A 24,951-nucleotide genomic window follows, 5' to 3' on the forward strand; every position below is an offset into this window, starting at 1 on the left:
CTTAAAAATGAGAAGGTTTCATGATGTTCGATCCAATGAGCTTCAGGAGCTAGGTCATCTCAGATCGTGCTCACGGCGGCGGGGGGATTCGATCGCGAGGCCATGGAACGAACATGACGAGCGACCGGAACCCTCGCGCTAGGGAGCACTGGAGCGGCCACCTGTGGGTCGACGTAGCTCAGGATCGCCGCCACCAGGCCGACGATCATCTGGAGGCGCGCCGGGGCGATCGTGTCACTGTCCTTGAAGAATACGAAATGCAAAAACCGCGCTCCATCGGGAACGCGGCTTTGCCAGATACGCATGGCGCTTCGCTAACGGAACACTTGCGAAACTTACGGGCTCCGGTACGCGAGACCTGATCCGGAGCGCCGGGCGGATGCGATATGCCGCCTCGCATTCCGTTTTACAGGCACATCGTTACCGGGGGGTTATCGAGAGTTTAAGCAAATCTAAATTTGCGATGTTTCTTTTGCCGGGAAATCGAAAAGCCTCGTCGAGTTCGAGGCTTACGCCGGGGTACCGCGCAAAAAGTTTATGATGCCGGAAAAATCGGCACCGGCGTGTCCTTGGGCGTTGAACAGCGCATAAAGCTGGGCGGCTTCGGCGCCGAGCGGCGTCACCGCGCCGGCACTTTGCGCGGCTTCCTGTGACAGTTTCAGGTCCTTCAGCATCAATGCTGCGGCAAACCCAGGCCTGTAGCCATTGTTGGCCGGCGATGTCGGCACCGGACCAGGCACCGGGCAGTAGGTGGTCAGCGACCAGCATTGGCCGGAGGAGGTCGAGGCGACGTCGAACAGCGCCTGATGCGACAGGCCGAGCTTTTCCGCCAGAACGAAGGCTTCGGCGACGCCGATCATCGAAATTCCGAGGATCATGTTGTTGCAGATCTTTGCCGCCTGTCCGGCGCCGTCATCGCCGCAATGGACGATACGGCCGGCCATTGGCTTGAGGACTGGCTCGGCTTTGGCGAAGGCGTCCTTCGAGCCACCGGCCATGAAGGTCAGCGTGCCGGCGGTGGCGCCGCCGGTGCCGCCGGAAACCGGCGCGTCGATCGACAAAAGCTCATGTCTTGCGGCGATCGCGTGGGCCTTTCGGGCCGATTCGACGTCGATGGTCGAGGAATCGATGAGCAGCGCGCCTTTTTTCGCCTTGGGCGCGATGTCTTCGTAGACCGACAGGACGTGCTTGCCGGCCGGCAGCATGGTGATGACCACATCGGCGCCCTTCACCGCGGCAATGGCATTGGCCATGACGACGACGCCATGATCCCTGGCGATGACGAGGCTTTCCGGCATCAGATCGAACCCGTGCACGGTATGCCCTGCCTTGACGAGGTTGGCGGCCATCGGATTACCCATGTTGCCGAGGCCGATAAAGGCGATGGTGGTCATAATGGCGCTCCGTGATTTGGGTAAGGCAGTAGGCAGTAGGCGGTCTATTTGGGCGCAAGCTTGATAATAAGTTGGCGAAGCATTTTTCCGATGCCCTCGGTTGCTAACAGCATGTGATAGGCTTGATCATGGGTGGCAAGGCCAATGCGTTCAGCGATCTGGAGGTGCGTCTCGAACTCCTTCAGCGACCCTTGGGCTATTCTGAGAAATTGTTGATAAGAGCCTCTGTTGTCTCGGCCATAACCTTCCGCGATGTTTGCGGGGATAGAGGTCGCTGAGCGGCGGATTTGGCTGGTCAACCCATACAATTCCTCTTTTGCCATGCCTTGGTCAATGAGTAGGTGGTGACGGCCAGATCCATCGCCTGCTGCCACACGATAAGATCCTTGTACGAATTGATCTTGCCGGTCATCTTTCACCTACTGCCTACTGCCTACTGCCTACTGCCCACTGGCTAGATGCTTTAGCGGCCGATCAGGGCGCGTGCGATGATGACGCGCATGATTTCGTTGGTGCCTTCGAGAATCTGGTGGACGCGTAAATCCCGGACCAGCTTCTCGATGCCGTAGTCGTGCAAATAGCCGTAGCCGCCATGCAGTTGCAGGGCGTCATTGGCGACGTTGAAGCCGATGTCGGTGACGAAGCGCTTGGCCATCGCCGACCATTTCGAGGCATCGGGCGCGTTGCGGTCGAGCTTCGAGGCGGCGGCGTAGAGGAAGATGCGCGCTGCTTGCAGCTCGGTCTCCATGTCGGCGAGCTTGAATTGCAGCGCCTGGAACTGGTTGATCTTGGATCCGAAGGCCTTGCGCTCGGCGGTGTAGGCCAGCGCCTTGTCGAGCGCCGATTGGGCGCCGCCCAGCGAACAGGCGGCGATGTTGAGCCGGCCGCCGTCGAGCCCGGCCATGGCGATGCCGAAGCCGGCGCCTTCGGCCGAGAGCAGGTTTTGCGCAGGCACCTTGCAGTCCTCGAAGATGACCTGGCGGGTCGACTGCATGTGCCAGCCCATCTTGTGCTCGTTGGCGCCGAAGGACAGGCCGGGCGCATCCTTCGGCACGACGAAGGTGGAAATGCCCTTCGGCCCGTCGGCGCCGGTGCGCGCCATGACGATGTAGATGTCGCTGTCGCCGGCGCCCGAGATGAACTGCTTGACGCCGTTCAGCACATAGTCGCCGCCCTTCACCGCTCGCGTCTTCAGCGCCGCGGCATCTGACCCCGAGCCCGGCTCGGTCAGGCAATAGCTGGCCAGCCATTCCATCGAGGTCAGCTTCGGCAGGAAGCGCTGGCGCTGCTCGTTGCTGCCGAAGCGGTCGATCATCGACGCCACCATGTTGTGGATCGAGATGAAGGACGAAAATGCCGGATCGGCGCGCGAAAGCGCCTCGAAGATCAGCACGGCGTCGAGCCGGCCGAGCGCCGAGCCGCCGACATCGTCGCTGATATAGATGCCGCCAAGGCCGAGCGGGCCCGTCTCGCGGATCACATCTGCCGGAAAATGCTTGTTGCGGTCCCAGTCGAGCGCATTCGGCGCGACCCGGTCGGCGGCGAAGGCCTCGGCCATCTCCTGGATGGCGCGCTGGTCCTCGTTGAGCTCGAACTGGCTGGTGCTCGCATCGACAGCGGCGTCCATAGCGTGCTCCCTGATGTTTCCGGCCTGCTGGCCTGTCGTTTTTGGCTTTGCGCGCCGCTCAATCTAGACCAATGATGCCGCCGCGCAAGCCGACCATCTGTGAAGCGGGTGTGCGCTAATGCGTGTCTGGAGCAAGGCGTGACGACAAATTTCGATGAGCTGCTCAAACGTTCCCATGCCACTCTCGAAACGTTCGATGATGCGCTGGTGCGCGATGCCGTGGCCCGGATCGGCTGGGCCATGCCGGCGCGTCCGCTCGAGCCGCATCCGCTCGCTTGCCTGCGCCAGCTCGACCGAATCGTCGAGCTCGCTGCAGCGAACGCCCAGCCATTGGTGCGGCTGGTTGCCGAGCGTCGCGGGGAGTTGCACTGGGGGCAGACCTACGGCGAGGCGGATTTCGGCAAGACGTTCATCGACAATTACGGGTGGCTGGAAGTATTCGGCACGCGCGGCCATTTCGTCAACGACGAGGTTGCGGCTGGCCTGCTGATCCTCGGGCCTGATATCGTCTATCCCGACCATCATCACGTCGCCGAGGAGATCTACATTCCGCTGACCGGCGGCGCCGAATGGCGCATGGGCGGAGGCGAATTTCGCAGGCGCGAGGCGGGTGAGGTGATCCACCATGCCTCCGATGTCAGCCACGCCATGCGCACCGGCAAGGAGCCTCTCTTGGCGCTCTACATCTGGCGCGGCGGCCCGCTGGCGGCCAAGTCGACGATCACCGGAACGACGGCACAGGGCAAGGACTGATGGCCAGAGCGATCATGCTGCAAGGCACGGGCTCCGATGTCGGCAAGACGGTGCTGGTCGCGGGGCTATGCCGCGCAGCGAAAAAACGTGGGCTGAAAGTGCGGCCGTTCAAGCCGCAGAACATGTCGAACAACGCAGCCGTCGCCGACATTCCGGGTGCCGGCGGCGGCGAGATCGGCCGCGCCCAATGGCTGCAGGCGATCGCCTGTGGCGCGGCGCCCTCCGTCCACATGAACCCGGTGCTGCTCAAGCCGCAGACCGATACCGGTGCGCAAGTGGTGGTGCAGGGCAAGGTGTTCGGCGAGGCGCGGGCGCGCGACTACCAGGCGCTGAAGGGCCAACTGATGGATGCGGTGCTGGACTCCTGGGCGAAGGTCGGCGAAGGCGCCGATCTCGTCATCGTCGAGGGCGCCGGCTCGCCGGCCGAGATCAATCTCAGGAGCCGCGACATTGCCAATATGGGCTTTGCCACGCGCGCCAACGTGCCGGTGATCCTCGTCGGCGACATCGACCGCGGCGGCGTCATCGCCTCGATCGCCGGCACCCATCTGATCCTGCCGGAAGAGGACCGGCGCATGATCGTCGGCTACCTCATCAACAAGTTCCGCGGCGATGTCTCGCTGTTCGATGACGGCATCAAGGCGATCGAGAGGTTCACCGGCTGGCACTGTTTTGGCGTCGTGCCGTGGCTGAAGGCGGCGGCGCGGTTGCCCTCGGAGGATTCGGTTGTGCTTGAGCGCCTGACTTCCGGCGAGAAGCGCGCGTTGAAGGTCGCGGTGCCGATGCTTTCACGCATCGCCAATTTCGACGATCTCGACCCGCTCAAGGCCGAACGCGAAGTCGAGGTTGTCTTCGTGCCGCCCGGTCAGCATCTCCCGGAGGACGCCGGGCTGGTGGTCATTCCCGGCTCCAAGTCGACGATCGGCGATCTCCTGAGATTTCGCGAGAATGGCTGGGACCGTGATCTTGTCGCCCATCGCAAGCGCGGCGGGCATGTGGTCGGCATCTGCGGCGGCTTTCAGATGCTCGGCCGTATCGTGCGCGACCCCGACGGCATCGAGGGCAGCGTTACCGAGACCGAAGGGCTTGGCCTGCTCGACGTCGAAACGGTGATGGAGCCGGAAAAGACGGTGCGCAACGTCAGCGCGCACTCGGTGCAATTCGACCTGCCGCTCGAAGGCTATGAGATCCATCTCGGCCGCACCACCGGTCCGGACACGCTGCGGCCATCCGCCGTCATCAATGGCGTCGATGACGGCGCTATCTCGACCGACGGCAAGGTATCGGGCACCTATCTGCACGGGCTGTTTTCCGCCGACGCTTTTCGGGCGAAATTCCTCGAAAACCTCGGCGTCAAAGGCGGCGGCATCGACTACCGCGCCGAGGTCGAACGGGCGCTGGACGAGGTTGCAGCCAAGCTGGAGACCCACCTCGACTGCGACGCGATTTTTGCCCTCGCGCGTTAGCTGGCGGGCTCGGTGGCCTTCGGCCAGTAGGTTCCGAAGGACCAGACATTGCCTTCCGGATCGCGGCAGATGAACTCGCGGCTGCCATAGTCACGGTCGGTCAGCTCTTCCAGTATTTCGGCGCCGGCCTTTTTTGCTTTGGCATAAGCGGCATCGGCATCGTCGACGGCAACATAGATCGATCTGCCACCACCTGGGCTCGGTGCACCGATCATCTGGCCAAACTTGTCGTCGCGTGCGGTGCCCAGCATGATCATCGAGGAGCCGAAAGTCAGTTCGGCGTGATGGACGATATCGCCTTCGCCGTAGCGGGCATGAACGGCAAAGCCGAAGGCTTCGCCCAGCCAGTCGATCATCTTGGCGGCATTGCGATAGCGCAAGGTTGGATAGAGCCTGGGCGCTTCGGTGGTGTTCGGCATGACGATCTCCTTCGTTTGGATTGGTGGATAACCCAGTCTGGGCGAAGGCTGTTCGCCCGTCTTGAAGAAATGTTACCTGAGCGTTCTCTGTAAAGACGCTGAGCGTCTATGCCTGGGTGGCAAGCGTCGTCGGCGTTTCGCCGGCAAGGTTGCGGAATTCACGAACCAGATGCGCCTGGTCGGCATAGCCGCAATCGGCGGCGATATCGGCCCAACCGGATTGGCCGTGCCTTGAAAGGCCGAGCGCCCGGTTGAAGCGGACGATGCGCGACAGCGTCTTGGGGCCGACGCCGATCGCGTTGGAAAACTTTCCTGCGAGATGCTTGCGGCTCCAGCCTATCCTGTCGGCGAGCGACGACACGCGAATGCGGCCGCCCGAGACGATGATCCGTTCATAGGCCCAAGCGATTTCGGACTGCGTTTCCCGGCTCTCAGTCAGCCGCGCGGCGACGAATGCCTCGACGGTGGCAAAGCGTGCGCTCCAGTCGCGCGCATTGCCAAGTCTTTCGCGCAGCGCGATGCCTTCGAGGCCAAGCACATCGTCGAGGCCGACCATGCGGTCGGTCAGTTCGCTCATCGGAAGGCCGAAGAAGCGTCGTGCGCCGAGCGGGGTGAAATTGACCTGGACGCAGCAGGCGCCACCGAAGGATTCGATCACCACCGGACCGGCATAGAGGCCGGCGGCGAAACTGGCGAAGCGGTCATTGTCGCCCGGCTCCTTGCCGAGCCCGATGGCGAAGGGTTCAGCAAAGCTGATGACCAGTGGGACGATCAGCGATGCATATTCGACGTTGCGGAAACGGCCGGGCATTGTTTCGCGGTAGCCGCAGATGTCGGTGACCGCGCACCGGAGCCGAGGGCCGGGCGCGCGCCGCACCATCTCGAACGGGTCGAGGCCGGGATTTTCATGGCGGCTGCCGTCTTCGCTCTCGGCGGGCATGAGCTTTCCTTCCGCCCATGGAGTCTAACAGACCATCCCTCCAAATCAAAAGCGCCCGGCTTGTGGCCGGGCGCTCCGAGTTGCCTGAGATCCGAGTGCTTAAGCGCCGCGCATCAAGCAGCCACCGGCAAGCACGATATAAGCGATGAGGGCAATCCAAACCGCGGGTATGGGAATAAACGCAAGGACGCCAAAAGCGGCAAGAAGGCCGAGAATGGCGATAACAAGGGATATGATGAAAATAAGCTGTGTAGGCGCACTGAGATTCATGTGTGGCTCCTCCAACATGATTCGTACAACCGCATACTATCAGGCGCGCCGTCACACACCAATCAGCGCGCGCAGCGGGTTCGCCGGATCGGCCAGCAGCTTGGTGGGAAGTGGACAGAAGGATGCGGCGCGTTCGATCACGAGGGGCAATCCCTTCAGACGGATGACAGTTTCCAAATTGTGGCGGAGACCACCAATTGTCGATCTTGGCGCCGCCCCTCATCGCCCTGCCGGGCAGGAGAAGGGGCTGGCCGCAGCTTCGGCGCCCTTCCTGCGACGCTGGTGATTGGCGAAACCGGTGACGAGAGCGCCCCTCTCCCCGTCGCTATACGGGGAGAGGATGCCGGCAGGCAGGTGAAGGGCAGCGCCAATGCCCGGAAAAGGATGAGGAGGCGAATTAAAAACCTGAAGCGATTGCCCCGTTCGAACCCAGCCGACCCGTTTGCGCAAGGCCGATTCCGCGCTACCTATGCCAAGCGCGCCGCGACGCGCTTGGCTCTTTTGTTTTATGCATGTCGTTATCTCAAAACCGCTACGCACTTTTGAGCGACATGCATTTGACGAATCGGAAAGGGACGCTGATGGCATTCGCTTTACTGGACCAGATACGCTTGATCTTCGACGGCGACCCCGGCGTGCGCAAGGTTGCGGACGATCCTGTGCTGTCGGCGGAACTGCTCATGCTGTTTCGTATGATTCTCGCCGACGGCTCGGTCAGCGAGAGCGAAATGGTCGCGCTCAGGCGCATCTGCCGGGAAGCCTTCGGCATTCCGGAAGCCAGCATCGACAGCGTCATCGAATATCTCAACGAGTTCGGCTACGAGACCAACAGCTCGCAAGCCATCGCGCAGTTTCGTGACCTCGACGTCGAGCGGCGCAAGCTGCTTGCCCGCCACATGGCCGAGATCGCCAAGGCCGATTCACAACTTGCCGGGAACGAGATGAAGCTCTTGCGCCGCACGCTCGACCTGCTCGACATCAGCCCTGCCGATGCGGTGAAGCCGCAAACGCAAGCCTGAAGCGGCCCGCCGCTCACCCTTGTTCCTGTAACCGGCGCCCTATTGCCCTGTGCAAATCGGGCGCCGCGGCGACCAGCGCCTTGGCGGCTTCGGATTGCGGATGGTCGAGAACCTCGCTCGTCCTACCGCGCTCGACGATCTTGCCCTCATGCATGACCATCACCGCGTCGGTGATGGCGCGGGCGACGGTCAGATCGTGGGTGATGAAGACGTAGGCGATGCCGAGCTTCTGGTTGAGCTCGGCGAACAGGTCGAGAACCTGGGCGCGGATAGAGACATCGAGGGCCGAGACCGGCTCGTCGGCGACGACCAGTTTGGGACGGGTGATGATAGCGCGGGCGATCGACAGGCGCTGGCGCTGGCCGCCTGAAAATTCGTGGGGATATTTGTCCATGTCGCGTGGGCTGAGGCCGACCTCGTGCAAGGCCTTTGCCACCATCTCGCGCCGCTCGGCATTCGTCGGCTTCTTCTCCAGGACGTGCAGTGGCTCGGCGACCAGCTTTTCGACCTTCAGGCGCGGGTCGAAAGAGCCGTAAGGGTCCTGGAACACCACCTGCATGTCGCGGCGCGCCGGCTTGAGCTCAGCCTCGCTCTTGCCGGTGATGACCTGCCCCCGAAACCGGATCGTTCCCGATGTCGGCCCGTCCAGCGCCAGGACCATGCGGGCAAGCGTGGACTTGCCGCAGCCCGAACGTCCGACCAGAGCCACTGACTGGCCGGGATCAATCGAAAACGAGACATCGTCGACGGCGCGGATCGGGGCCGCCCGCTTCAGCAGCGATTTTCGACGTCCCGGATAGTCCCGCGTCACGCTGTCTACCTGGAGCAGGGGTTTGGCACCCTGGAGCAGGGGGTTGTCCAGGCCGACCTCATGTGTCCTGGCGCGCGCCGGGACATGCATAGAGGCCTGCGCCAGTTGTCGCGTGTAGGGATGAAGCTGCTCCGACAAAGTGCGCGCCGTGTCGCCGGCCTCCATCACTTCGCCATGGCGCAGGATGGTGATGCGATCCGCCATCTCGGTCACCACCGCAAGGTCGTGCGAGATCAAGAGCAGGCCCATGCGGTTTTCCGCGACCAGGTCGCGCAACAGGTCGAGGATCTGCGCCTGCAGCACGACGTCGAGCGCCGTCGTCGGCTCGTCGGCGATCAGCAGCTTGGGTTTCAGCGCGCAGGCAATGGCGATGACGACGCGCTGGCGCTGGCCGCCGGAAAGCTCGTGCGGATAGCGTGACAAAGGAAACTGCGCCGCCGGCAGGCCGACCCGGTCGAGCATTTTTCGCGCGTGGTCCTCGGCGTCGGCTCGGCTTGCCCTGGTGTGCCAGCGGATGCCTTCGGCGACTTGCTCGCCAATGGTCTTGACCGGATTCAGTGCCGTCATCGGCTCCTGGAAAACCATGCCGATATCGTCGCCGCGCAGCGCGCACATCTGGTCTTCGCTGGCCGCAAGGATGTCGATGCCGTCGAAGGTGACGCGCCCCGTGGCGCGCGCCGCCCAGGGCAGAAGCTGCATCACCGTCAGCGCCGTTATCGACTTGCCCGAGCCGGATTCGCCGACCAGCCCCATCACCTCGCCGGGCGCGACGGAGAGCTCGACATCCCTCAGGATCGGTGTGTTGCCGATGCTCAGCGACAGTTTCTCGATTTCGAGCAAGCTCATCGCTGCCGCCGCGATTTGGGATCGAGGATGTCGGCAATACCGTCGCCGAGCAGGTTCAGGCCAAGCACGGTGACGACGATCGCCATGCCTGGAAAGATCGCCATCCACGGCGCCGCCACCATGCGGGTCTGCGCATCGAACAGCATCCGCCCCCAACTCGGCATTGGCGGCTGTGTGCCCAGCCCGACATAGGAAAGCCCGGCTTCGGCCAGGATGCCGAGCGCGAACTGGATGGTGCCTTGAACCAGGAGCAATGTGACGATGTTGGGCAGCACATGTTCCAGCGTGATCAGCGTTTTGCCTTTGCCGGCGGCGCGCGCGGCAAGGATGAATTCGCGCGGCCAGATCGCCAGCGCACCGGCCCGGGCGACGCGGGCAAAGACCGGGATGTTGAAGATGCCGATGGCGATGATGGCGTTGAGCGCGCCCGGCCCGAAAATGGCGGTGATCATGATCGCCGAGAGCAGGGCAGGGAAGGCGAAGACGAGATCATTCAGCCGCATCACCGCTTCGTCGACGATGCCGCCGCGCGCCGCGGCAAAGGCGCCGAGCGGCACGCCGATGCCCATGCCAATGCCGACCGCCACCAACGCCACGGCGATCGAATTGCGGGCGCCGACCATGATCATGGAAAGAATGTCGCGGCCGAAATGGTCGGTGCCGAACCAGTGCGCCGGCGAGGGTGCCTGGGTCTTGTCGGCGATGATCAGCCTGGTGACGTCAAAAGGCGTCCAGAAAAACGAGACGATGGCAATCACTGCCACCAGTGCGGTGATGACGAAGCCGGCGAGAAACGAGCGGTTGGTGAAGGCCTTGGCCAGGATGTCGGCAAAATTTTCTTCCGGGATGTCGAAGCGCAGCGTCATTGGCGGCTTCTCAGGCGCGGATCGACGACCGCATAGGAGAGATCGACAAGCAGGTTGACGGCGATGACGGCGGCGACCAGCAGCATGACGACGCTTTCGACGACGATCAGGTCGCGCTGGGTGATCGCCTGGAACACCAGCCGGCCAAGGCCCGGCAGGTAAAAGACGTTCTCGATGATGATGGTGCCGGCGAGCAGAAAGGCGAATTGCAGGCCGAGAATGGTCAGCACCGGGATCATGGCGTTGCGCAGCGCGTGCCGCCAAAGCACCGCGCGATAGGGCAGGCCCTTGGCGCGGGCGGTGCGGATATAGTCCTCGTTCAGCACTTCGATCAGCGCCGAGCGGGTGACGCGGGCGAGGATCGCCGCTTGCGGCAGGGCGAGCGCGATCGCCGGCAGGAACAGCGATTTCAGTGCTGGCCAGACGCCCGCGCTCCACCCCGGAAAGCCACCCGCCGGCACCAGCCGCAGCCAGACGGCAAACAGGTAGATCAGCATCAGCGCAAACCAGAAGTTCGGCACGGCGACGCCAAGCTGGGCGGCACCCATCGCAATCGTGTCCCCGGCCCGTCCGTGCCGGCCGGCGGAAAACAGCCCGACCGGAATGGCAATGATAGTGGACAGCGCCAGCGCGATCAGCGCCAGCGGCAGGGAGACAACGACGCGCTCGCGGACCAGATCGATGACCGGCACCGAATAGGTGTAGGAACGGCCGAAATCGAGGCTCAGCAAGCCACCGGCCCAGTGCAGATAGCGCGAGGCAAGGGGCGCGTTGAGACCCATCTGGTTGCGCAGCAAATCGACTTGGTCGGCGCTGGCGTTCATGCCAAGCATCAGCCGCGCCGGGTCGCCGGGAATGATCTCCAGCACGGCGAAGACCACCATGGAGGCCAGAACCAGCGTGATGAGGGCGATGGCAAGACGCTTGAGGAGATAGGCGGTCATGGGGGCGGAACGGAAGCGATCGAGCGGTCGGGCTGTCGCGCCGGACCCCCCTCTGTCCTGCCGGACATCTCCCCCTCAAGGGGGGAGATTGGCAGTTTCCATGCCGGCGCTGGCCTTGCAACGCTGATGGTTAGCGAAAGCCGCGATGAGGGCTCGATCTCCCCCCTTGAGGGGGAGATGTCCGGCAGGACAGAGGGGGGTGCGACGGAGTGCAAGTTTCGCCTTTCTGTCAGCTGCCTCATTCCGTCCACTTCACCTTGGTCAGATCGTTGGCCTGGATCGGCGCGTTTTCCCAAAAACCCTCGAGCTTGGCGTCCCAGACGCCGGCTTTCGGTAGTTCGTAGAGGAAGCCGACCACGGCGTCGTCGGCCAGTATCTTCTGCGCCTCGCCGAGCAGCGTCATGCGCTTGGCCTCATCGGAGGTGAGGTTCAGATCGGCGATGATCTTGTCGAAGGTCGGATTGTCGTAGTTGAAGTAATAATCCTTGCGCGAATAGATATCGATGTCATTGGGCTCGGTGTGGGAGACGATGGTCAGGTCGTAGTCCTTTTTGGTGAACACCTGGTCCAACCACTGCGCCCATTCCACGGGCACGATTTCCAGATCGATGCCGATGTCGCGAAGCTGCGACGCGATGATCTCGCCGCCAAGCCGCGCATAGGAAGGCGGCGGCAGTTTCAGCGTCGCCTTGAAGCCGCTCTCCAGGCCGGCTTCCTTCAGCAGTTCCCTGGCCTTGTCGACATTGTGCGGATAGAGGCCGGTGAGGTCGACATAGGCCTTGTTGGCGGGCGACATGTGCGAGCCGATCGGCACGCCAAGGCCGGCCGAGGCGCCGTCGATGATCGCCTTGCGGTCGAGCGCAAACGAAATCGCCTGCCTGACCTGCAGCTTGTCGAAAGGCGACTTCTTGTTGTTCATCGAAAGGATGGTCTCACCCTCGGTCGCGCCGATCACCACCTTGAAGCGCGGGTCGCCCTGGATCTGCGCGACGCTGTCGGGATCGAAGAAAGGGAAGGCCTGAACATCGCCGGAAAGCAGCGCCGGCACGGCGGCTGCGGCATCCGTGACGATACGGAATTCGGCTTTGTCGAGAGCAACCGGGGCACCCCAGTAAGTGTCGGATTTGATCAGCGTGATCGAGGAGCCCTTGGCCCAGCTCTGGAACTTGAACGGCCCGGTGCCGACAGGCTTTTCCTTGTTGGTGTCGGCTGTCTCAGGCGCGACGATGACCGCGTCGCCCCAACCCATATTGTAGAGGAAGGAACTTTGCGGGTTCTTCAGCGCGATCTTGACCGTCGTCGGATCGACCACCTCGACCGTATCGATGGCAGCGAACAGGCCCTTCTGCGCGTTGACGGAGTTGTCGGCACGGGCGCGGTCGAGCGAGAATTTCACGTCGTCGGCGTTGAAATCGGTGCCGTCATGGAATTTCACGCCGGTGTGGAGCTTGAAGGTGTAGGCCTTGCCGTCATCGGAAATGGTCCAGCTGTCGGCGAGATCCGGCAGCACCTCGCCGTTCGGGCCGATGCGGGTCAACCCCTCGAACACGTTGGCGTAAAGCACTTCATCGATCGCCGCCGCGGCACCCGCGGTCGGATCGAGATGTGGGGGTTCGAGCGGAATGCCGATGACCAGATCGGTCCGCGCGGCAAATGCCGATGTTCCGGCGGCCAGAATCAGGCCCGCAGCGGTGAGAATGGTTTTCCACAATTTCATCGTGCAGCTCCCGATATGCTCAAAAAAATGTTCAAAACCCGGTGGATAGAAGCGTGATTTCGCCGAGGAGTAAATTGCGTTTCGTGCTTTCCGGCAGCGCCAGCAGGAATGTTTTTCCGTTAGCCGCCGACTCAAGCAATTGAAGCTTGCCCCGTCGCTGCCGGATTACCGTGCGCTCCTGAGCAGTATGTTCAGCCCGATCGCCATCACCTTGGCCGATTCGACCATGTCCGATATCCCGACCCATTCGTCGGGCCTATGGGCGAGGTCGAGAATGCCCGGGCCATAGGCGATGCAGTCGTAGATGTGGCCGATGCGGGCAATGTGCTTCTGGTCGTAAGTGCCGGGCGAAATGACGTAGTCGGGCTCGCGGTCGAATATCTCCATGATGCCTTGCGCCACCGCCTTGACCACCGGCGCATCGCGCTCGGTCATCAGCGGCAGCACCTCCATCAGGTCGCGGATTTCGTAGTCGAATTTTTTCCGCTCGCGCTTCAGCCGGTCGAGGATATTGGTCACCTCGCTTTTGACCGTGCCCAAATCCTCTTCGAGCAGGAAGCGGCGGTCGATGGTCAGCCGGCAGGAATCGGGCACGTTGGGCGAGGGCAGGCCGGGCCGGAAATCCTCCGTCTGGCCGCCATGGATCGAGTTGATGTTCATGGTCGAGCGCTTTGCGCCGTCGGGCACGACCGGCATGCTTGTCACCTTGCGGTCGAGCGCCGGGAACAGCTCGTCCTCGAAAGCCCCCAGCACGGCGCCCATATGGCGCACCGCATTATCACCGAGGAACGGCATCGAGCCGTGGGCGATCTCGCCCTTGGTTTCGATCTCCGCCCACCACACCCCGCGATGGCCAAGGCAGATGCGATCCTTGTTCAACGGCTCGGGGATTATGACGTGATCGACCTTCGGCTTGGAGAAATAGCCGAGCCTGGCCAGATGGGCGACGCCGCCAAAGCCGCCAGACTCCTCATCGACCGTGCCTGATATTTCGATGGCGCCCGGAAAGTCGGGGAAGACCTCCATGAAGGCTTCGACGGCGATGATCGAGGCGGCCAAGCCCCCCTTCATGTCGCAGGCGCCGCGGCCATAGACCTTGCCGTCCCTGACGATGCCGGCGAAGGGATCGAGGCTCCAGCCGTCGCCGGCTTCGACCACGTCGATATGCGAGTTGAAATGCACGCAGGCGCCGGGCGAGCGGCCATCGAAGCGGGCGACGACATTGACGCGCGGGTAGCGATCGGTATCGCCGGGCGTGCCTTCGGCGCGGATGAATTCGACGTCGAAACCGCGCTTCTTCAGCCGCGCTCCAACGTATTCGGCGCATGGCCGGTAGGCTTCGCCGGGCGGATTGATGGTCGGAAAGCGGATCAGGTCGGCGGTCAGTGCGACCAGGTCGTCGATCCGATCATCGACCGCTTTCAGGAGAAGTTCGTTCATTCGGCGAATTGAGCAGCCAACAACGCCCTTTGGCAAGCCTGTTGGTGGGTGCGCCTTGGTTGCGTGTCGTTGCGGCAACTATCGCGGGAAATCGTTCAAATTCGCTGCTTTGGATTGGTGATTTCGTTAGAGGTGTGTGGTTACCTCATTCACTTGCCAAAAGAAGAAGAATAGCATGAAGGCAGGCAGGCAAGGGCAATCAAAGGGGTTTGATCGCATGAAAAAGACCGTTCTCATGGTAGCGTTACTGGCAACAATGCTGTTCGGTTCTTCGGTCGAGGGCTGGGCAGCCAAGCTGGTTGCAAGGATCGACGTGTCATCGCAGACGATGACTGTAAGATATGGTCAGGCGGTCTACCGCTGGCGCGTATCCACGGCACGCCAAGGTTATATCACGCCGCGAGGCACCTACCGGCCGCAACGAACGGCACGGATGTGGTATTCGCGCAAATACGACATGTCGCCGATGCCTCATTCGGTGTTCTACCGCGGCGGCTACGCCATCCATGGCACGGGCGCGGTGAAGTCTCTCGGGCGTCCGGCGTCGCATGGCTGCGTCCGGCTGCACCCCGCCAATGCCGCCGCCTTCTATTCGATGGTGAGGCAGGCAGGCTTCCGCAACACGCGGATCGTCGTGACCAACTAGCTGTGGCTGGCTGCAAGCGAGCCGGAAAACCGAAGGTTCGCCGGCTCCTACAAGAAGTCAGAGCGGGCGCTTCTTGTGAAGCGACGACGGCTTCCGCTCTGAACATCGGTGAAAGTGGGAGCACTATTTACGTGGGCGGGCTTTGGGCAGAATATGAGGGGTGGGAGGAAGCATTCGGAATCCCTGAATAAACGCGCCCGAACGGCTTCCGACCGTTGGTTGCAAGGGAGGAAAATCATGAAACGCATTTTCTCGCTCGCGGCGTGTGCCGCGGCGTTATCGCTCGGCGTATCGAACGCCTACGCACAATCGGGCGGTGTCGATAAGGCGGTCGGCGGCTACAGCTTCGAAGAAGCTGCAAAGGAGGCCCCCGGTACCAAGGACTTCCATTCGGCCGATGGCCACCTCACTTTCGCTATCGTGACACACACTGCCGGCAATGGCTTCTTCGATCCGGTCTACGTCGGCGCCACCGTCGCCGGCAACCTGATCGGCGCCAAGATCCTGCTGCTCGGCTCGGAATCGCCGACCGACGACCCTGCCCGCGAGATCGAAATCCTGAACCAGATCGTGCAGGATCCGACGATCGACGGGCTGATCATGACAACGCCCCAGGTCGGCGCCTATAACGACATCGTCAAGGCCGCCGAGGCGAAGGGCATACCGGTCGCCACGACCAATTCCTTTGACGGCACGATCCTCAACCGCAGCGGCATCGGCCACACCGGCCAGGACGCCTCCGCTGCCGCAATCGCCGGCGAGGCGCTCGTCAAGTGCCTCGCGGACAAGGGCATCGAGAAGGGTTCGATCGTCCTGCCGTCGTCGACCGCAATGGGCAACATCGAGGTGAACAATCGCGTCACTTCGGCTTTCAACGCCATCGTCAAGGGCTTGAAGGATGCCGGCAAGCTCGATGCCTTCAAGGTCGACGCGGGTCCGGAGAACACCGGTATAGACACCAATCCGAATGATCCGGTGAACGGCATCGTGACGCTGTTCGAGTCGCGCGGCGACGTCGTTGGCGCGTTCGCCGGCAACAACGTGTTCACGCCGGCGCTTGCCAAGGCCGTCGCTCAGACCGGAATGACCGGCAAGATCTGCGCCTACGGTTTCGACCTCGGCCCGGCCCAGCAGGATGCGATGAAGAGCGGCGATCTGACCGGTGCGCTCGGGCAGCAGCCCTTCTTGCAGGGCTTCTGGCCGGTCATGCAGCTCTATCTGGAGATCGACCGCGGAATCGCGGCGGCCAACCTCGACACACGTGCCCAACTGGTGACGAAGGAGACCGTCGAGGACGTCGGCAAGCGCTTCGAGAACTGAGTCCGCTCGGAACGTCTGAAATCATTGCGGGAGGGCGCAAGTTCTCCCGCAATGCGGCAGCAGGGAAATCGACCAGAAGAGACCATGGCGCTTACCGCGACCACATCACTTGGCCGTGCGCCGTCCCAGATTGTCGGCGGCTGGGAGGTGGGGCTCGTTGCCTTGCTTTTGCTGCTCTATCTCGGCGGCGCTCTCGTCAATCCCGCGTTCTTCGGGTCAACAGGGGCGTTCCACTCGCTGCTCCGCGACACCTCGCGGGTTGCCATCATCGCGGTCGGGGTGACCTTCGTCATCGTCAACAAGGACCTCGATCTTTCGGTCGGTTCAACTTACGGCTTAGTCGCCGTCGTCTTCGCCAGGCTGTTCGCGCCGAACTTCCTCGATCTCGGCATCGTCCCCTCGGTGGTCCTCTGCCTGCTGCTCGGCACGCTGATCGGGCTGATCAACGGCGTGCTCGTCACCATCCTGAAGGTGCCGGCGTTCATCGCCACGCTGACCATCCTCTTCATCGGCCGCGGCTTCGTGCTGGCGCTGACCCACGGTCAGTCGATCTACTATCCCGCCAAGGCGAGCGAGCATCCGCTGTTCTTCCACCTCGGCGAGACCAACGCCCTGGGTTTCAACAACCAGATCGTGATTTTCGTCATTGTCGCCGTAATCGGCGCCTATGTGCTCGCCAAGACGCGCTGGGGCTACGAGACCTTCGCCACCGGCGGCAACGAGCAGGCGGCGTCCTATGCCGGCATCCCGACCAACTGGGTGCGCATCCGAGCCTACCTGATCTCCTCGCTCTGCGCGGCGCTTGCCGGCCTGCTGTCGGCGGCCCAGGACAAGGGCGTGACGCCCCTCTACGGCGTCAGCGGTGAGCTGATCGTCATTGCCGCCGTGATCATCGGCGGCGCCTCGATCCTCGGCGGCCGCGGCCGGGTCGTCGGATCCTGCCTTGGCGCCCTGCTGGTGGTGCTGCTCGACAAGGTGTTGCGTGAGGGCTGGCCGATCACGCGCATTATCAAGATCGGTGACGAGGAGATCACGGTCAACGCCGTCTTCTCGCTGCCGGTCGGCGCGGTGCCTGTGTTCCTCGGGCTGCTGCTCATCGTCGCGGTGCTCATCGAGCCCTATCTCATCCGCCGCCAGGTGGCAGGGCGCCTCTGGGCCTGGCTCCGCGGCCGGCCGCCGCCACCGGCCTACGAGATCGGCAGCATCGCGATCGAGGGGGTGCAGACCAAGGGCGCGATGGCGACCGACATGGCGCTGTCGGCCACCGGGTTCGGCAAGTTCCTCGCCCGGCGCGACGCGCTCGCCATCATCCTGGCCGTGCTCCTGTGGCTGACCGGCCTCGCGCTCCGGCCGGACTACTGGTGGAACCTGTCCAATAGCTTCGCGATCCTGCTCAACTACACCGAGCTTGCGCTGATCACCATCGGGCTCACCTACGTCATCGCCGCCGGCGATATCGACCTCTCCGTCGGGGCGGTGCTTGCCCTCGCCGGCAGCACCGCCGCCTATTTTCTCAAGGTCCTCGGCGCCGACCCCGTGACCGCCGTGGCGATGGGCCTGCTCGCGGGCATGTGCGCCGGCCTCGTCAACGCGATCGTCACCGTCGGCTTCAAGCTGCCGGCCTTCATCGCCACGCTCGGCATGTTCTACATCGCCCGCGGCCTCGCCGCCTGGTTCGTCGCCGGGCAGCAGCTCACCGGCTGGCCCGAGGGCTACAACCTGCTTGGCCGCAAGGTGAACGACATCCTGCTGCACTACCGCATCTCGCTGCCGGACGGGCTCCTGCGCTCGATCGCCGAGGTGGTGAGCGTCCAGACCATCTGGATGCTGTTCGTCGCCCTCATTGCCGGCGTCGTGCTCGCCTACATGCCGTTCGGGCAGAAGGTCTATGCGACCGGCGGCAACATTCGCGCCGCCGCTTATGCCGGGATCAACACCAACCGGGTGCGGTTCCTCGCGCTCATGCTGGCGGCGCTCTGCGCGACAATGGCCGGGATCATCAACGTCGCCTACTTCCGCAGCTTCAACCCGGTGGCCGGCCAGTTCCGCGAGCTCGACGCCATCGCCTCGGTGATCATCGGCGGCGGTTCGATCTTCGGCGGCTACGGCACCGTGATCGGGGCGCTCGCCGGGGCGGCAGTGATCACCCTGATCCGGGCGCTGCTGCAGCTCAACGTTCAGGGCTTCGCCATGCCGCAGCACTGGATCAACGTCTTCATCGGCGGCATCCTGATCGTGGCGGTGCTGATCGACATCTGGGTGCGCCAGGCCAACATCTTCGGCCGCCTGCGGGCGCGCCTCGCGCGGCGCACAAGAACGGCGGAAACCACCCATGCGTGACGCGACCAGGCCTGCACCGATCGTAGAAATGCGGGGCATCGAAAAAGCCTTCGGTGCGGTGCAGGCGCTCCGCAACGTCGACCTCGTGCTCTATCCCGGCGAGATACTGGGCCTCGTCGGCGACAACTCGGCCGGCAAGTCGACGCTGATGAAGATCCTGACCGGCGCCTACCAGCGCGACGCCGGCGAGATCTTCGTCGCCGGGCAGCCGGTGCACTTCAAGAGCCCGCACGAAAGCCGCGACGCCGGCATCGAGATGATCTACCAGGACTTCGCTCTTTGCGGGAATATGGATGTCGGTCAGAATATCTTTCTTGGCCGTTGGCCGCTCAAGGGCCTTTTCGTCAATCGGCGGAAAATGTACGCGGAAGCCGACAGTGTGCTGAAGCGGCTCAAGGTCGACGTGAACTCCGTCTATCAAAAGGTCGAGAGCCTGTCGGGCGGCCGCCAGCAATCTGTGGCGATTGCCCGCGCTATCTCCTTCCAGCCGCGCGTGGTGATCCTCGACGAGCCGACCGCCAATCTCTCGGTGATGGCGACCGAGCGGCTGCTCGAAACGATGCTGGAACTGAAAAAGCAGGGCGTTGCCCAGATCATCATCTCCCACCGCCTCGTTGACATCTTCGCTGTCGGCGATCGCGTGATGGTGCTGAAGCGCGGCGAGAACGTCGGCGATCGCTACATCAGGAACACCGACGAGCATGAGGTCCTGGAGATCATCGTCTCCGGCACGCGAGAGCACGCACTTACGGCCGATGAGGCAAAGCTTTGACCGATCAGGAACGCCGCAAAAAAACCCGCCTCGGGAGCCGGGCGGGTCGGTGGCGCAAATCAGCACCACGCCAAAATCTATAGCATAACTGCCGTCACAAAGCAATGTTGCGGCTTCCGCTCAGGCGGCTTTGCCGCGCTGTCTCGCCTGTTGACGCTTTCGGCGCCGGCCGCTGATTTCCCACCTTTTGTGGAACCACATCCACTGGCCGGGATCCTCGCGCACCCAACGCTCGACCACGTCGTTGAGCAGCTGGGTGGTGCCATGGACGTCGACACTGCCGCCGGCAGTGCGCGGCAAGGTCAGCTTGTCCTCGATCTCGAGCCGGAAGCGGTTGCCCGGCAGGCGCACGCAGCGCGCCGGATAGACATCGCAGTCATAGTGCCGCGCCAGAGTGCCCAGAACCCGGTTGCTCTCGCATGGGCGGCCGAAGAAGGTCGTTTCGAGCCCGCCCGAGAATTTCTGGTCGACCAGCACACCGATATTGCCGCCTTTCTCCAGGATAGCGGCAAGCGCGAATGAAGCGCCGGTCGAGGAGGGCAGGAGCGATCCCATGGTCGAGCGGCGCGTCGAGAGGATGTAGTCGGCAAGGTAAGGGTTGTTGGGAGGGCGAAACAGCGCCGTGATGTTCATGCCGAAAGTGGCTGCCGCCACCGGAAGCAGCTCGAAATTGCCGAGATGCCCGGTGAAGATGATATGCGGTTTTTGCTCGCCGGCGATCTCGCCGAAATGATCGACGCCGCGGACCTCGACGCGGCCCGGTTTCGTCGCTTTCGGGTCGTAATCGAAGAGCGCATCGAGAAAGATGTATTCCGCGGCGAGGCGAGCCATGTTGCCCCACATGTCGGAAGCGATGGCCTGGATCTCGCTGTCGCTCTTTTCCGGATATGCCTTGCGCAGATTGGCGATGGCGACGTTGTGGCGCCCAACCCAAGGCCCAACGCGGCGGGCGACGCGGTCGGCGAAATTGAGCGCGCTGTCGACCGGCAGCAGGCGCAGCACCCAAATCATCGTCATCGCGGCGCGCGCCAGCAGCCAATAGTTGAACTGGCGCAACCGCCTGCCATGGCGGAACGCCAGGTCCCTGCGGAGCTTCCTGAAGGCGTCGCCGATCATTCCTAGACCAACATCATGGTCTAACCGACGCGCAGGATGATCTTGCCGAACACGTCGCGGCCTTCCATGCGCTTCAGCGCGGCCTCGATGTCGCCGAAGCCGACTTCTGTGTCGATAACCGGAGAAACCAGCCCCGCCGCCATTTTCTGCATGGCGTCCGCCATGTTTTCCATGCGGCAGCCAAAGGAGCCGAGCAGCTTCAGCTGCTGCTGGAACAATTGCATCAGATTGATCTGGGTCGAGACGCCCGAGGTCGAGCCGCAGGTCACCAGGCGACCACCGCGTTTCAGGCACAGCATCGAGGCAGCAAAGGTGTCGGCGCCGACATGCTCGAAGACGACATCGACGCCCTTCTTCTTCGTCAGCTTGCGCACCACGCCTTCGAAACGGTCCTCGCGATAGTTGATGACATGGTCGGCGCCAAGCGCCTTCGCCTTGTCGATCTTATCGTTTGAGCCGACCGTGGTGATCACGGTGCAGCCCATTTTCCTGGCAAGCTGGATCGCGGCGGAACCGATGCCCGAGCCGCCGGCATGGATGAGGATGGTTTCGCCAGCTTGCAGCTTGGCATTATCGAACAGCATGTGCTCGACCGTGCCGAAGGTGACGGGCGCGACGGCCGCGCCGATGTCCGTCACGCCGGGCGGGGCAGGGACCAGCAGGCGCGCCGGTAGGTTTATCTTTTCTTGCGCAAAGCCGTCGAGATGGAAGCCGTGAACGCCCGAAACATGCTCGCAAAGATTGTCGCGGCCTTCGCGGCAGGCGCGGCAAAGCCCGCAGGTGCGCGCGCCATAGATCGACACAAGCTGCCCGGGCACAAGGCTGGAGACGCCGGGGCCGACCGCCTCGACCTCGCCGGAGGCTTCGGCGCCGACGACCAGCGGCAGCTTGCGCTTGGCGAAGGCCATGCCGCGCCAGCCCCAGACGTCGATATGGTTGAGCGCCACGGCCTTGATGCGCAGCGTCACTTCGCCCAGCGCAGGCTGCGCCGGAGGCGGCAGGTCCACCGTTTCAAGGCGGCGGTCCTCGATAAGTTGCAATGCGCGCATTAGGCCTGTCGGTTCTGTTGAGCGGAAAGCGCTCGCTTAGACCGGTTCCCGCGCCATGACAAGGCAGGTGTTCTGGCCGCCGAAGCCGAAGGAGTTCGACAGCACCGTGCCGACCTCGGCGTTGCGCTTCATGTTCGGCACCACGTCGAGCACGATCGCCGGATCGGGATTGTCGTAATTGATGGTCGGCGGAATGACGCTTTCGCGCATGGTCATCAGCGAAAACGCGGCCTCGACGGCGCCGGCCGCCGACAGCGTGTGGCCGATCATCGACTTGTTCGACGAGATCGGCATCGAGCCGATCCGCTCGCCGAACACGGTCGACAGCGACAGATGCTCCATCTTGTCGTTTTCCGGCGTCGAGGTGCCATGGGCGTTGACATAATCGATCTCGTCTTCGCTCAGGCCGGCATCGGCGAGGGCAGCGCGAACCGCAGCGATCGCCGGCGAACCGTCCGGCTTCGAGCGGGTGCGATGGAAATCGTCGGCCTTCTCGCCGCAGCCGCGCAGGATGCCGAGAATGGTCGCGCCGCGAGCCAGTGCGGCCTCCAGCGATTCCAATACCAGCGCGCCAGAACCCTCAGCGAGGACAAAACCGTCCCGGTCCTTGGAGAACGGCTTGGACGCCTTTTCGGGGATGTCGTTATGGGTGGAGAGCGCGGAAAGCAGCGAGAAACGGATCAGCGCCTCGGCCGTCGCCGAACCGTCGGCGCCGATCGACAGCGCCCGGTCGCATTCGCCGCGGCGGATCGCCTCGACGCCGAGCTGGATCGAGGTGGCGCCCGAGGCGCAAGCCGTCGACAGCGTGATCGGCAGGCCGCGCGTCCCAAAACGGTCGGCGAGCCGGTCGGCGATCGAACCGAACTGGGTGGTCTCGAAAACATCGAGTTCTTTCAAGCCGCGCGCCACGCGAAGCAGCCTCTCGGCGCCGATGTCGTGCTTGTCGGAATTGTAGAGCGAGAAGCGCTCGCTCCAGTCGAGTTCAACCGGCGGCGAGGCGAGGAAAAGCGGCCCGCCGAAATCGCCCGGATTAAGGCCGGCTTCGGCCACGGCTTCCTGCGCGGCGGTCTCGGCCAATTCATAGGTGAGGAGACTGGCGCCCTTGGAGCTCGACGGCAGGAAATCGACCATGCCGGAGATGCGGGTGTTCAGATGGTCGACCGGAAAGCGGGTGATCGGATGGATGCCGGACTTGCCCGCTGTGAGCGCTGCCCAATTGTCGGCCTTGCCGACGCCCAGCGACGTTACCACGCCGATACCGGTGACGGCGACGATCGGCCTGCCCATGTGATCGTTCAGATTGGCCATGTTGTTGTCCTGAGACCTTTAATCGGCGGCGTTGACCAACGCCATGCCCTCGAATTGGTGATAGCCGATCGCCGTTGCAAGGACGGTCCTGGGAACGCCGTTGAACGGCTTCTCGGTGGCGGCGTCAAAAGCCGGGTAGGCGGCCTTGCGCTCGACAGCCAGTGCCGCCAGCGCCACGGCGAAGGGAAACTGCGCTTCCTTCATGTGACCGGTCAGCGTCGAAAAGCCGCGTGCGGCAATCGCCGGGTTGGCGCCGAACACCGATTTCTCGGCGGCAGTAGCGGCATGGGCGCCCGAAGCGCCTGAAATCGTCAGCAACTCGCCGTTCGGCAATGCAGCCTGCCTGAGCAGCGCGGCAATCTCGCCATCGAGCTCGCCCTGCCGGCGTTTGGCGCGGCCGGATACGACCGGGCCGAGTTCGGCATAGATCTTTCGCCCGCGGCTGATCGCGTGCTCGCGCTGTTCCAGGACGAGAAACGCGCCGCCGGATCCGGTCACCACGCCGCCGCCTTCGGCGCCTTGCCTCTGCCAGACCGGTCTCCAGGGACCGCGATGCAGGTAGCCGGCCAGTTCATAGCCGAGCAGCATGTCGGAGTGTTCGGTCTGGAAGGCGCCGCCGACCAGTATGTGCGTCGATTGCCCGGAGCGGATGCGCGCGGCGGCTGTCTCGACGGCGGCGACGCCTGCACCTTCCTCGCCCATGAAGGTGCGCGACGATCCCGTCACCTTGTGGACGATCGAGATGTTGCCGGCGAGCAGGTTGGAAAGCTGCGCCAGAAAGAGCGTCGGCCGCAATTCGGTGGTCAGTTTCTCGTTGAGCAGCACGTCGCGGTCGTTGCGGCTTTCCGAAGCGACGAGAATATCGGCGTCGACCGCCTCGTCGCGCTCGCCGCCGCCGGCAGCCACCACCATGTCCATGGTCGCGCAGAGTTCGTCATTGCCCTTGATGCCGGCGTCGTCCAGCGCCATACCGGCGGCGTAGGTGCCGAGCCTCTGCCAGGTTTCCATCTGCCGCTGGTCGCCGCGCTTGGCGATCTGCAGGTTCCAGTCGATCTCGGGCAGCGGGTGGACGGTGTAGGGCGAGAAGCGCGCGGCTTCGAGCACAGGTTCCAGGCCCGGCTGGGCAAGTTTGCGCCAATGCGCATCCGGACCTTCGCCCAGCGAAGAGACAAGGCCGATGCCTGATATGACGACGTGGTGAGGGCTCATGGGCGGCTGTTGTGGGTCAGGCTTGAAGACGAACTATTTTAGGCGTTCTTGGCCGCGACCAGGGCGTCGATCTTGGCGCACAGGTTCTTCATGACGAAGTAATCGTCGGTCGAGGCCTTGCCGTCATTGACCTCTTGCGTCCACTTTTCCAGCGGCACCTTGATGCCGAATTCCTTGTCGATGGCAAAGACGATGTCGAGGAAGTCGAGGCTGTCGATGCCGAGGTCGTCGATAGTGTGGCTTTCAGGGGTGATCGTGTCGATATCGATCTCACTGGTGTCGGCGATGATCTTGGCGACTTTGGCGAACGTGGTGGACAAGGGCTTTTCCTTCGGTTGCGGGCGGAATCTGTCCGCATGTGTTTGCGCGCTGTCTAATCGGTTTTTCCGGGCAGGAAAAGGGCCTGATGCGCCGGGCGCAGATGGGGTGGCAGTTCTGTCAGGGCAATAGGTGTTGCGGGAACCTCCCGGCGATGTTCCGCAACCATCCGATCGGATTGTCGTCGGCGCCATCGTTCCAAGCTCAGCGTACATGCCGTAGAACAGCCCTCCGGCCACAATAAACCGCGCTCAAAGGCCTAGGGAGCGCGCAGCTAAGGTTCGGACCGCGAAATCCCATGGTCAACGAAAACGAGGTAAGTTGTCGGGAGCCGCGCCGGTCGTTCGTCCTCTGCACGCAA

At 63.2% G+C, this 24,951-nt stretch carries 23 protein-coding genes and 1 pseudogene; 7 read left to right on the forward strand and 17 right to left on the reverse strand.

The window, feature by feature from the left end; all coding sequences use genetic code 11:
- Nucleotides 1–59 precede the first annotated feature (59 nt).
- The 4 genes and pseudogenes from EN885_RS22090 to EN885_RS22110 form a co-directional block, all read right to left on the reverse strand.
- Nucleotides 60–305, reverse strand: coding sequence for a hypothetical protein (locus EN885_RS22090; RefSeq protein ID WP_128242642.1), 246 nt, complete (start codon nt 303–305; stop codon nt 60–62).
- Nucleotides 306–509: 204 nt separating this feature from the next.
- Nucleotides 510–1,394, reverse strand: a complete 885-nt coding sequence (mmsB, locus tag EN885_RS22100; RefSeq protein WP_128242641.1) for a 3-hydroxyisobutyrate dehydrogenase — start codon at nt 1,392–1,394, stop codon at nt 510–512.
- Nucleotides 1,395–1,438: 44 nt separating this feature from the next.
- Nucleotides 1,439–1,806, reverse strand: a pseudogene (locus EN885_RS22105) (four helix bundle protein).
- Nucleotides 1,807–1,857: 51 nt separating this feature from the next.
- A complete protein-coding gene (locus tag EN885_RS22110) occupies nt 1,858–3,021 on the reverse strand; it encodes an isobutyryl-CoA dehydrogenase (protein WP_128242640.1) in 1,164 nt (387 codons plus the stop codon).
- Between the two features lie 138 nt (nt 3,022–3,159).
- Here EN885_RS22110 and EN885_RS22115 point away from each other — a divergent pair, with 138 nt between their 5' ends.
- Both EN885_RS22115 and EN885_RS22120 read left to right on the forward strand, forming a co-directional pair.
- Nucleotides 3,160–3,774 carry a dimethylsulfonioproprionate lyase family protein gene (locus EN885_RS22115; RefSeq protein ID WP_127294424.1) on the forward strand — a complete coding sequence of 205 codons (615 nt, stop codon included), beginning with the start codon at nt 3,160–3,162 and terminating at the stop codon, nt 3,772–3,774.
- Nucleotides 3,774–5,240 carry a cobyric acid synthase gene (locus EN885_RS22120; RefSeq protein WP_128242639.1) on the forward strand — a complete coding sequence of 489 codons (1,467 nt, stop codon included), beginning with the start codon at nt 3,774–3,776 and terminating at the stop codon, nt 5,238–5,240. Before EN885_RS22115 ends, EN885_RS22120 begins: the two co-directional genes overlap by 1 nt.
- Here the strand turns inward: EN885_RS22120 and EN885_RS22125 are convergent.
- From EN885_RS22125 to EN885_RS22135, 3 genes are all read right to left on the reverse strand, one after another.
- Nucleotides 5,237–5,659, reverse strand: coding sequence for a VOC family protein (locus tag EN885_RS22125; protein ID WP_128242638.1), 423 nt, complete (start codon nt 5,657–5,659; stop codon nt 5,237–5,239). The two genes, EN885_RS22120 and EN885_RS22125, sit on opposite strands and share 4 nt — an antisense overlap.
- 106 nt (nt 5,660–5,765) lie before the next feature.
- Complete coding sequence (locus EN885_RS22130; protein WP_128242637.1) at nt 5,766–6,599, reverse strand: AraC family transcriptional regulator; 834 nt, start codon at nt 6,597–6,599, stop codon at nt 5,766–5,768.
- Between the two features lie 99 nt (nt 6,600–6,698).
- Nucleotides 6,699–6,869, reverse strand: coding sequence for a hypothetical protein (locus tag EN885_RS22135; protein WP_095486751.1), 171 nt, complete (start codon nt 6,867–6,869; stop codon nt 6,699–6,701).
- Nucleotides 6,870–7,450: 581 nt separating this feature from the next.
- Here EN885_RS22135 and EN885_RS22140 point away from each other — a divergent pair.
- A complete protein-coding gene (locus EN885_RS22140; protein WP_095486750.1) occupies nt 7,451–7,888 on the forward strand; it encodes a TerB family tellurite resistance protein in 438 nt (145 codons plus the stop codon).
- Nucleotides 7,889–7,901: 13 nt separating this feature from the next.
- Here the strand turns inward: EN885_RS22140 and EN885_RS22145 are convergent, their stop codons facing one another.
- The 5 genes from EN885_RS22145 to EN885_RS22170 form a co-directional block, all read right to left on the reverse strand.
- Entirely contained in the window at nt 7,902–9,545 is a 1,644-nt protein-coding gene (locus tag EN885_RS22145) for a dipeptide ABC transporter ATP-binding protein (RefSeq protein WP_128242636.1), read from the reverse strand.
- Nucleotides 9,542–10,411: an ABC transporter permease gene (locus tag EN885_RS22150; RefSeq protein ID WP_095486672.1), complete on the reverse strand. Its 870-nt coding sequence runs from the start codon at nt 10,409–10,411 to the stop codon at nt 9,542–9,544. Before EN885_RS22150 ends, EN885_RS22145 begins: the two co-directional genes overlap by 4 nt.
- Nucleotides 10,408–11,355 carry an ABC transporter permease gene (locus EN885_RS22155; RefSeq protein ID WP_095486671.1) on the reverse strand — a complete coding sequence of 316 codons (948 nt, stop codon included), beginning with the start codon at nt 11,353–11,355 and terminating at the stop codon, nt 10,408–10,410. Before EN885_RS22155 ends, EN885_RS22150 begins: the two co-directional genes overlap by 4 nt.
- 238 nt (nt 11,356–11,593) lie before the next feature.
- Nucleotides 11,594–13,072, reverse strand: coding sequence for an ABC transporter substrate-binding protein (locus tag EN885_RS22165; RefSeq protein ID WP_127204674.1), 1,479 nt, complete (start codon nt 13,070–13,072; stop codon nt 11,594–11,596).
- Nucleotides 13,073–13,237: 165 nt separating this feature from the next.
- Nucleotides 13,238–14,512, reverse strand: a complete 1,275-nt coding sequence (locus tag EN885_RS22170; protein ID WP_095486668.1) for an acetylornithine deacetylase/succinyl-diaminopimelate desuccinylase family protein — start codon at nt 14,510–14,512, stop codon at nt 13,238–13,240.
- 217 nt (nt 14,513–14,729) lie between these two features.
- Between EN885_RS22170 and EN885_RS22175 the strand changes: the two genes are divergently transcribed.
- From EN885_RS22175 to EN885_RS22190, 4 genes are all read left to right on the forward strand, one after another.
- Nucleotides 14,730–15,158 carry a L,D-transpeptidase gene (locus tag EN885_RS22175; protein WP_127204673.1) on the forward strand — a complete coding sequence of 143 codons (429 nt, stop codon included), beginning with the start codon at nt 14,730–14,732 and terminating at the stop codon, nt 15,156–15,158.
- 237 nt (nt 15,159–15,395) lie between these two features.
- Nucleotides 15,396–16,478 (forward strand): substrate-binding domain-containing protein, encoded by a 1,083-nt coding sequence (locus tag EN885_RS22180; RefSeq protein ID WP_127204672.1) that lies wholly within the window; start codon nt 15,396–15,398, stop codon nt 16,476–16,478.
- Between the two features lie 84 nt (nt 16,479–16,562).
- A complete protein-coding gene (locus EN885_RS22185) occupies nt 16,563–18,818 on the forward strand; it encodes an ABC transporter permease (RefSeq protein WP_127204671.1) in 2,256 nt (751 codons plus the stop codon).
- Nucleotides 18,811–19,590 (forward strand): ATP-binding cassette domain-containing protein, encoded by a 780-nt coding sequence (locus EN885_RS22190; protein ID WP_128242635.1) that lies wholly within the window; start codon nt 18,811–18,813, stop codon nt 19,588–19,590. The genes EN885_RS22185 and EN885_RS22190 overlap by 8 nt, the downstream gene beginning before the upstream one ends.
- Before the next feature lie 120 nt (nt 19,591–19,710).
- Here EN885_RS22190 and EN885_RS22195 read toward each other — a convergent pair whose 3' ends face one another.
- Genes EN885_RS22195 through EN885_RS22215 form a run of 5 tightly spaced genes read right to left on the reverse strand, consistent with a single transcriptional unit; the run spans nt 19,711 to nt 24,592 of the window.
- Nucleotides 19,711–20,706 carry a lipid A biosynthesis lauroyl acyltransferase gene (locus EN885_RS22195; RefSeq protein WP_164897583.1) on the reverse strand — a complete coding sequence of 332 codons (996 nt, stop codon included), beginning with the start codon at nt 20,704–20,706 and terminating at the stop codon, nt 19,711–19,713.
- Between the two features lie 20 nt (nt 20,707–20,726).
- Nucleotides 20,727–21,755: a zinc-binding dehydrogenase gene (locus tag EN885_RS22200; protein WP_127294440.1), complete on the reverse strand. Its 1,029-nt coding sequence runs from the start codon at nt 21,753–21,755 to the stop codon at nt 20,727–20,729.
- Between the two features lie 36 nt (nt 21,756–21,791).
- On the reverse strand, nt 21,792–23,063 hold the full coding sequence (locus tag EN885_RS22205) for a beta-ketoacyl-ACP synthase (RefSeq protein ID WP_128242634.1): 1,272 nt from the start codon (nt 23,061–23,063) through the stop codon (nt 21,792–21,794).
- Nucleotides 23,064–23,081: 18 nt separating this feature from the next.
- On the reverse strand, nt 23,082–24,272 hold the full coding sequence (locus EN885_RS22210; RefSeq protein WP_128242633.1) for a beta-ketoacyl-ACP synthase: 1,191 nt from the start codon (nt 24,270–24,272) through the stop codon (nt 23,082–23,084).
- A 38-nt stretch (nt 24,273–24,310) separates the two neighbouring features.
- Nucleotides 24,311–24,592 (reverse strand): acyl carrier protein, encoded by a 282-nt coding sequence (locus EN885_RS22215; protein ID WP_095486660.1) that lies wholly within the window; start codon nt 24,590–24,592, stop codon nt 24,311–24,313.
- Nucleotides 24,593–24,951: the final 359 nt, after the last annotated feature.

This window comes from Mesorhizobium sp. M6A.T.Cr.TU.014.01.1.1, from assembly GCF_004022765.1.
GTDB lineage: Bacteria > Pseudomonadota > Alphaproteobacteria > Rhizobiales > Rhizobiaceae > Mesorhizobium > Mesorhizobium mediterraneum.

Coding starts and splice junctions, on each gene's coding strand:
- EN885_RS22125 (WP_128242638.1), bottom strand. CDS start 5,659: ATGCCGAACACCACCGAAGCGCCCAGGCTCTATCCAACCTTGCGCTAT.
- EN885_RS22175 (WP_127204673.1), top strand. CDS start 14,730: ATGAAAAAGACCGTTCTCATGGTAGCGTTACTGGCAACAATGCTGTTC.
- EN885_RS22155 (WP_095486671.1), bottom strand. CDS start 11,355: ATGACCGCCTATCTCCTCAAGCGTCTTGCCATCGCCCTCATCACGCTG.
- EN885_RS22180 (WP_127204672.1), top strand. CDS start 15,396: ATGAAACGCATTTTCTCGCTCGCGGCGTGTGCCGCGGCGTTATCGCTC.
- EN885_RS22190 (WP_128242635.1), top strand. CDS start 18,811: ATGCGTGACGCGACCAGGCCTGCACCGATCGTAGAAATGCGGGGCATC.
- EN885_RS22140 (WP_095486750.1), top strand. CDS start 7,451: ATGGCATTCGCTTTACTGGACCAGATACGCTTGATCTTCGACGGCGAC.
- EN885_RS22135 (WP_095486751.1), bottom strand. CDS start 6,869: ATGAATCTCAGTGCGCCTACACAGCTTATTTTCATCATATCCCTTGTT.
- EN885_RS22205 (WP_128242634.1), bottom strand. CDS start 23,063: ATGGCCAATCTGAACGATCACATGGGCAGGCCGATCGTCGCCGTCACC.
- EN885_RS22090 (WP_128242642.1), bottom strand. CDS start 305: ATGCGTATCTGGCAAAGCCGCGTTCCCGATGGAGCGCGGTTTTTGCAT.
- EN885_RS22150 (WP_095486672.1), bottom strand. CDS start 10,411: ATGACGCTGCGCTTCGACATCCCGGAAGAAAATTTTGCCGACATCCTG.
- mmsB (WP_128242641.1), bottom strand. CDS start 1,394: ATGACCACCATCGCCTTTATCGGCCTCGGCAACATGGGTAATCCGATG.
- EN885_RS22130 (WP_128242637.1), bottom strand. CDS start 6,599: ATGCCCGCCGAGAGCGAAGACGGCAGCCGCCATGAAAATCCCGGCCTC.
- EN885_RS22165 (WP_127204674.1), bottom strand. CDS start 13,072: ATGAAATTGTGGAAAACCATTCTCACCGCTGCGGGCCTGATTCTGGCC.
- EN885_RS22195 (WP_164897583.1), bottom strand. CDS start 20,706: ATGATCGGCGACGCCTTCAGGAAGCTCCGCAGGGACCTGGCGTTCCGC.
- EN885_RS22120 (WP_128242639.1), top strand. CDS start 3,774: ATGGCCAGAGCGATCATGCTGCAAGGCACGGGCTCCGATGTCGGCAAG.
- EN885_RS22200 (WP_127294440.1), bottom strand. CDS start 21,755: ATGCGCGCATTGCAACTTATCGAGGACCGCCGCCTTGAAACGGTGGAC.
- EN885_RS22145 (WP_128242636.1), bottom strand. CDS start 9,545: ATGAGCTTGCTCGAAATCGAGAAACTGTCGCTGAGCATCGGCAACACA.
- EN885_RS22110 (WP_128242640.1), bottom strand. CDS start 3,021: ATGGACGCCGCTGTCGATGCGAGCACCAGCCAGTTCGAGCTCAACGAG.
- EN885_RS22170 (WP_095486668.1), bottom strand. CDS start 14,512: ATGAACGAACTTCTCCTGAAAGCGGTCGATGATCGGATCGACGACCTG.
- EN885_RS22185 (WP_127204671.1), top strand. CDS start 16,563: ATGGCGCTTACCGCGACCACATCACTTGGCCGTGCGCCGTCCCAGATT.
- EN885_RS22210 (WP_128242633.1), bottom strand. CDS start 24,272: ATGAGCCCTCACCACGTCGTCATATCAGGCATCGGCCTTGTCTCTTCG.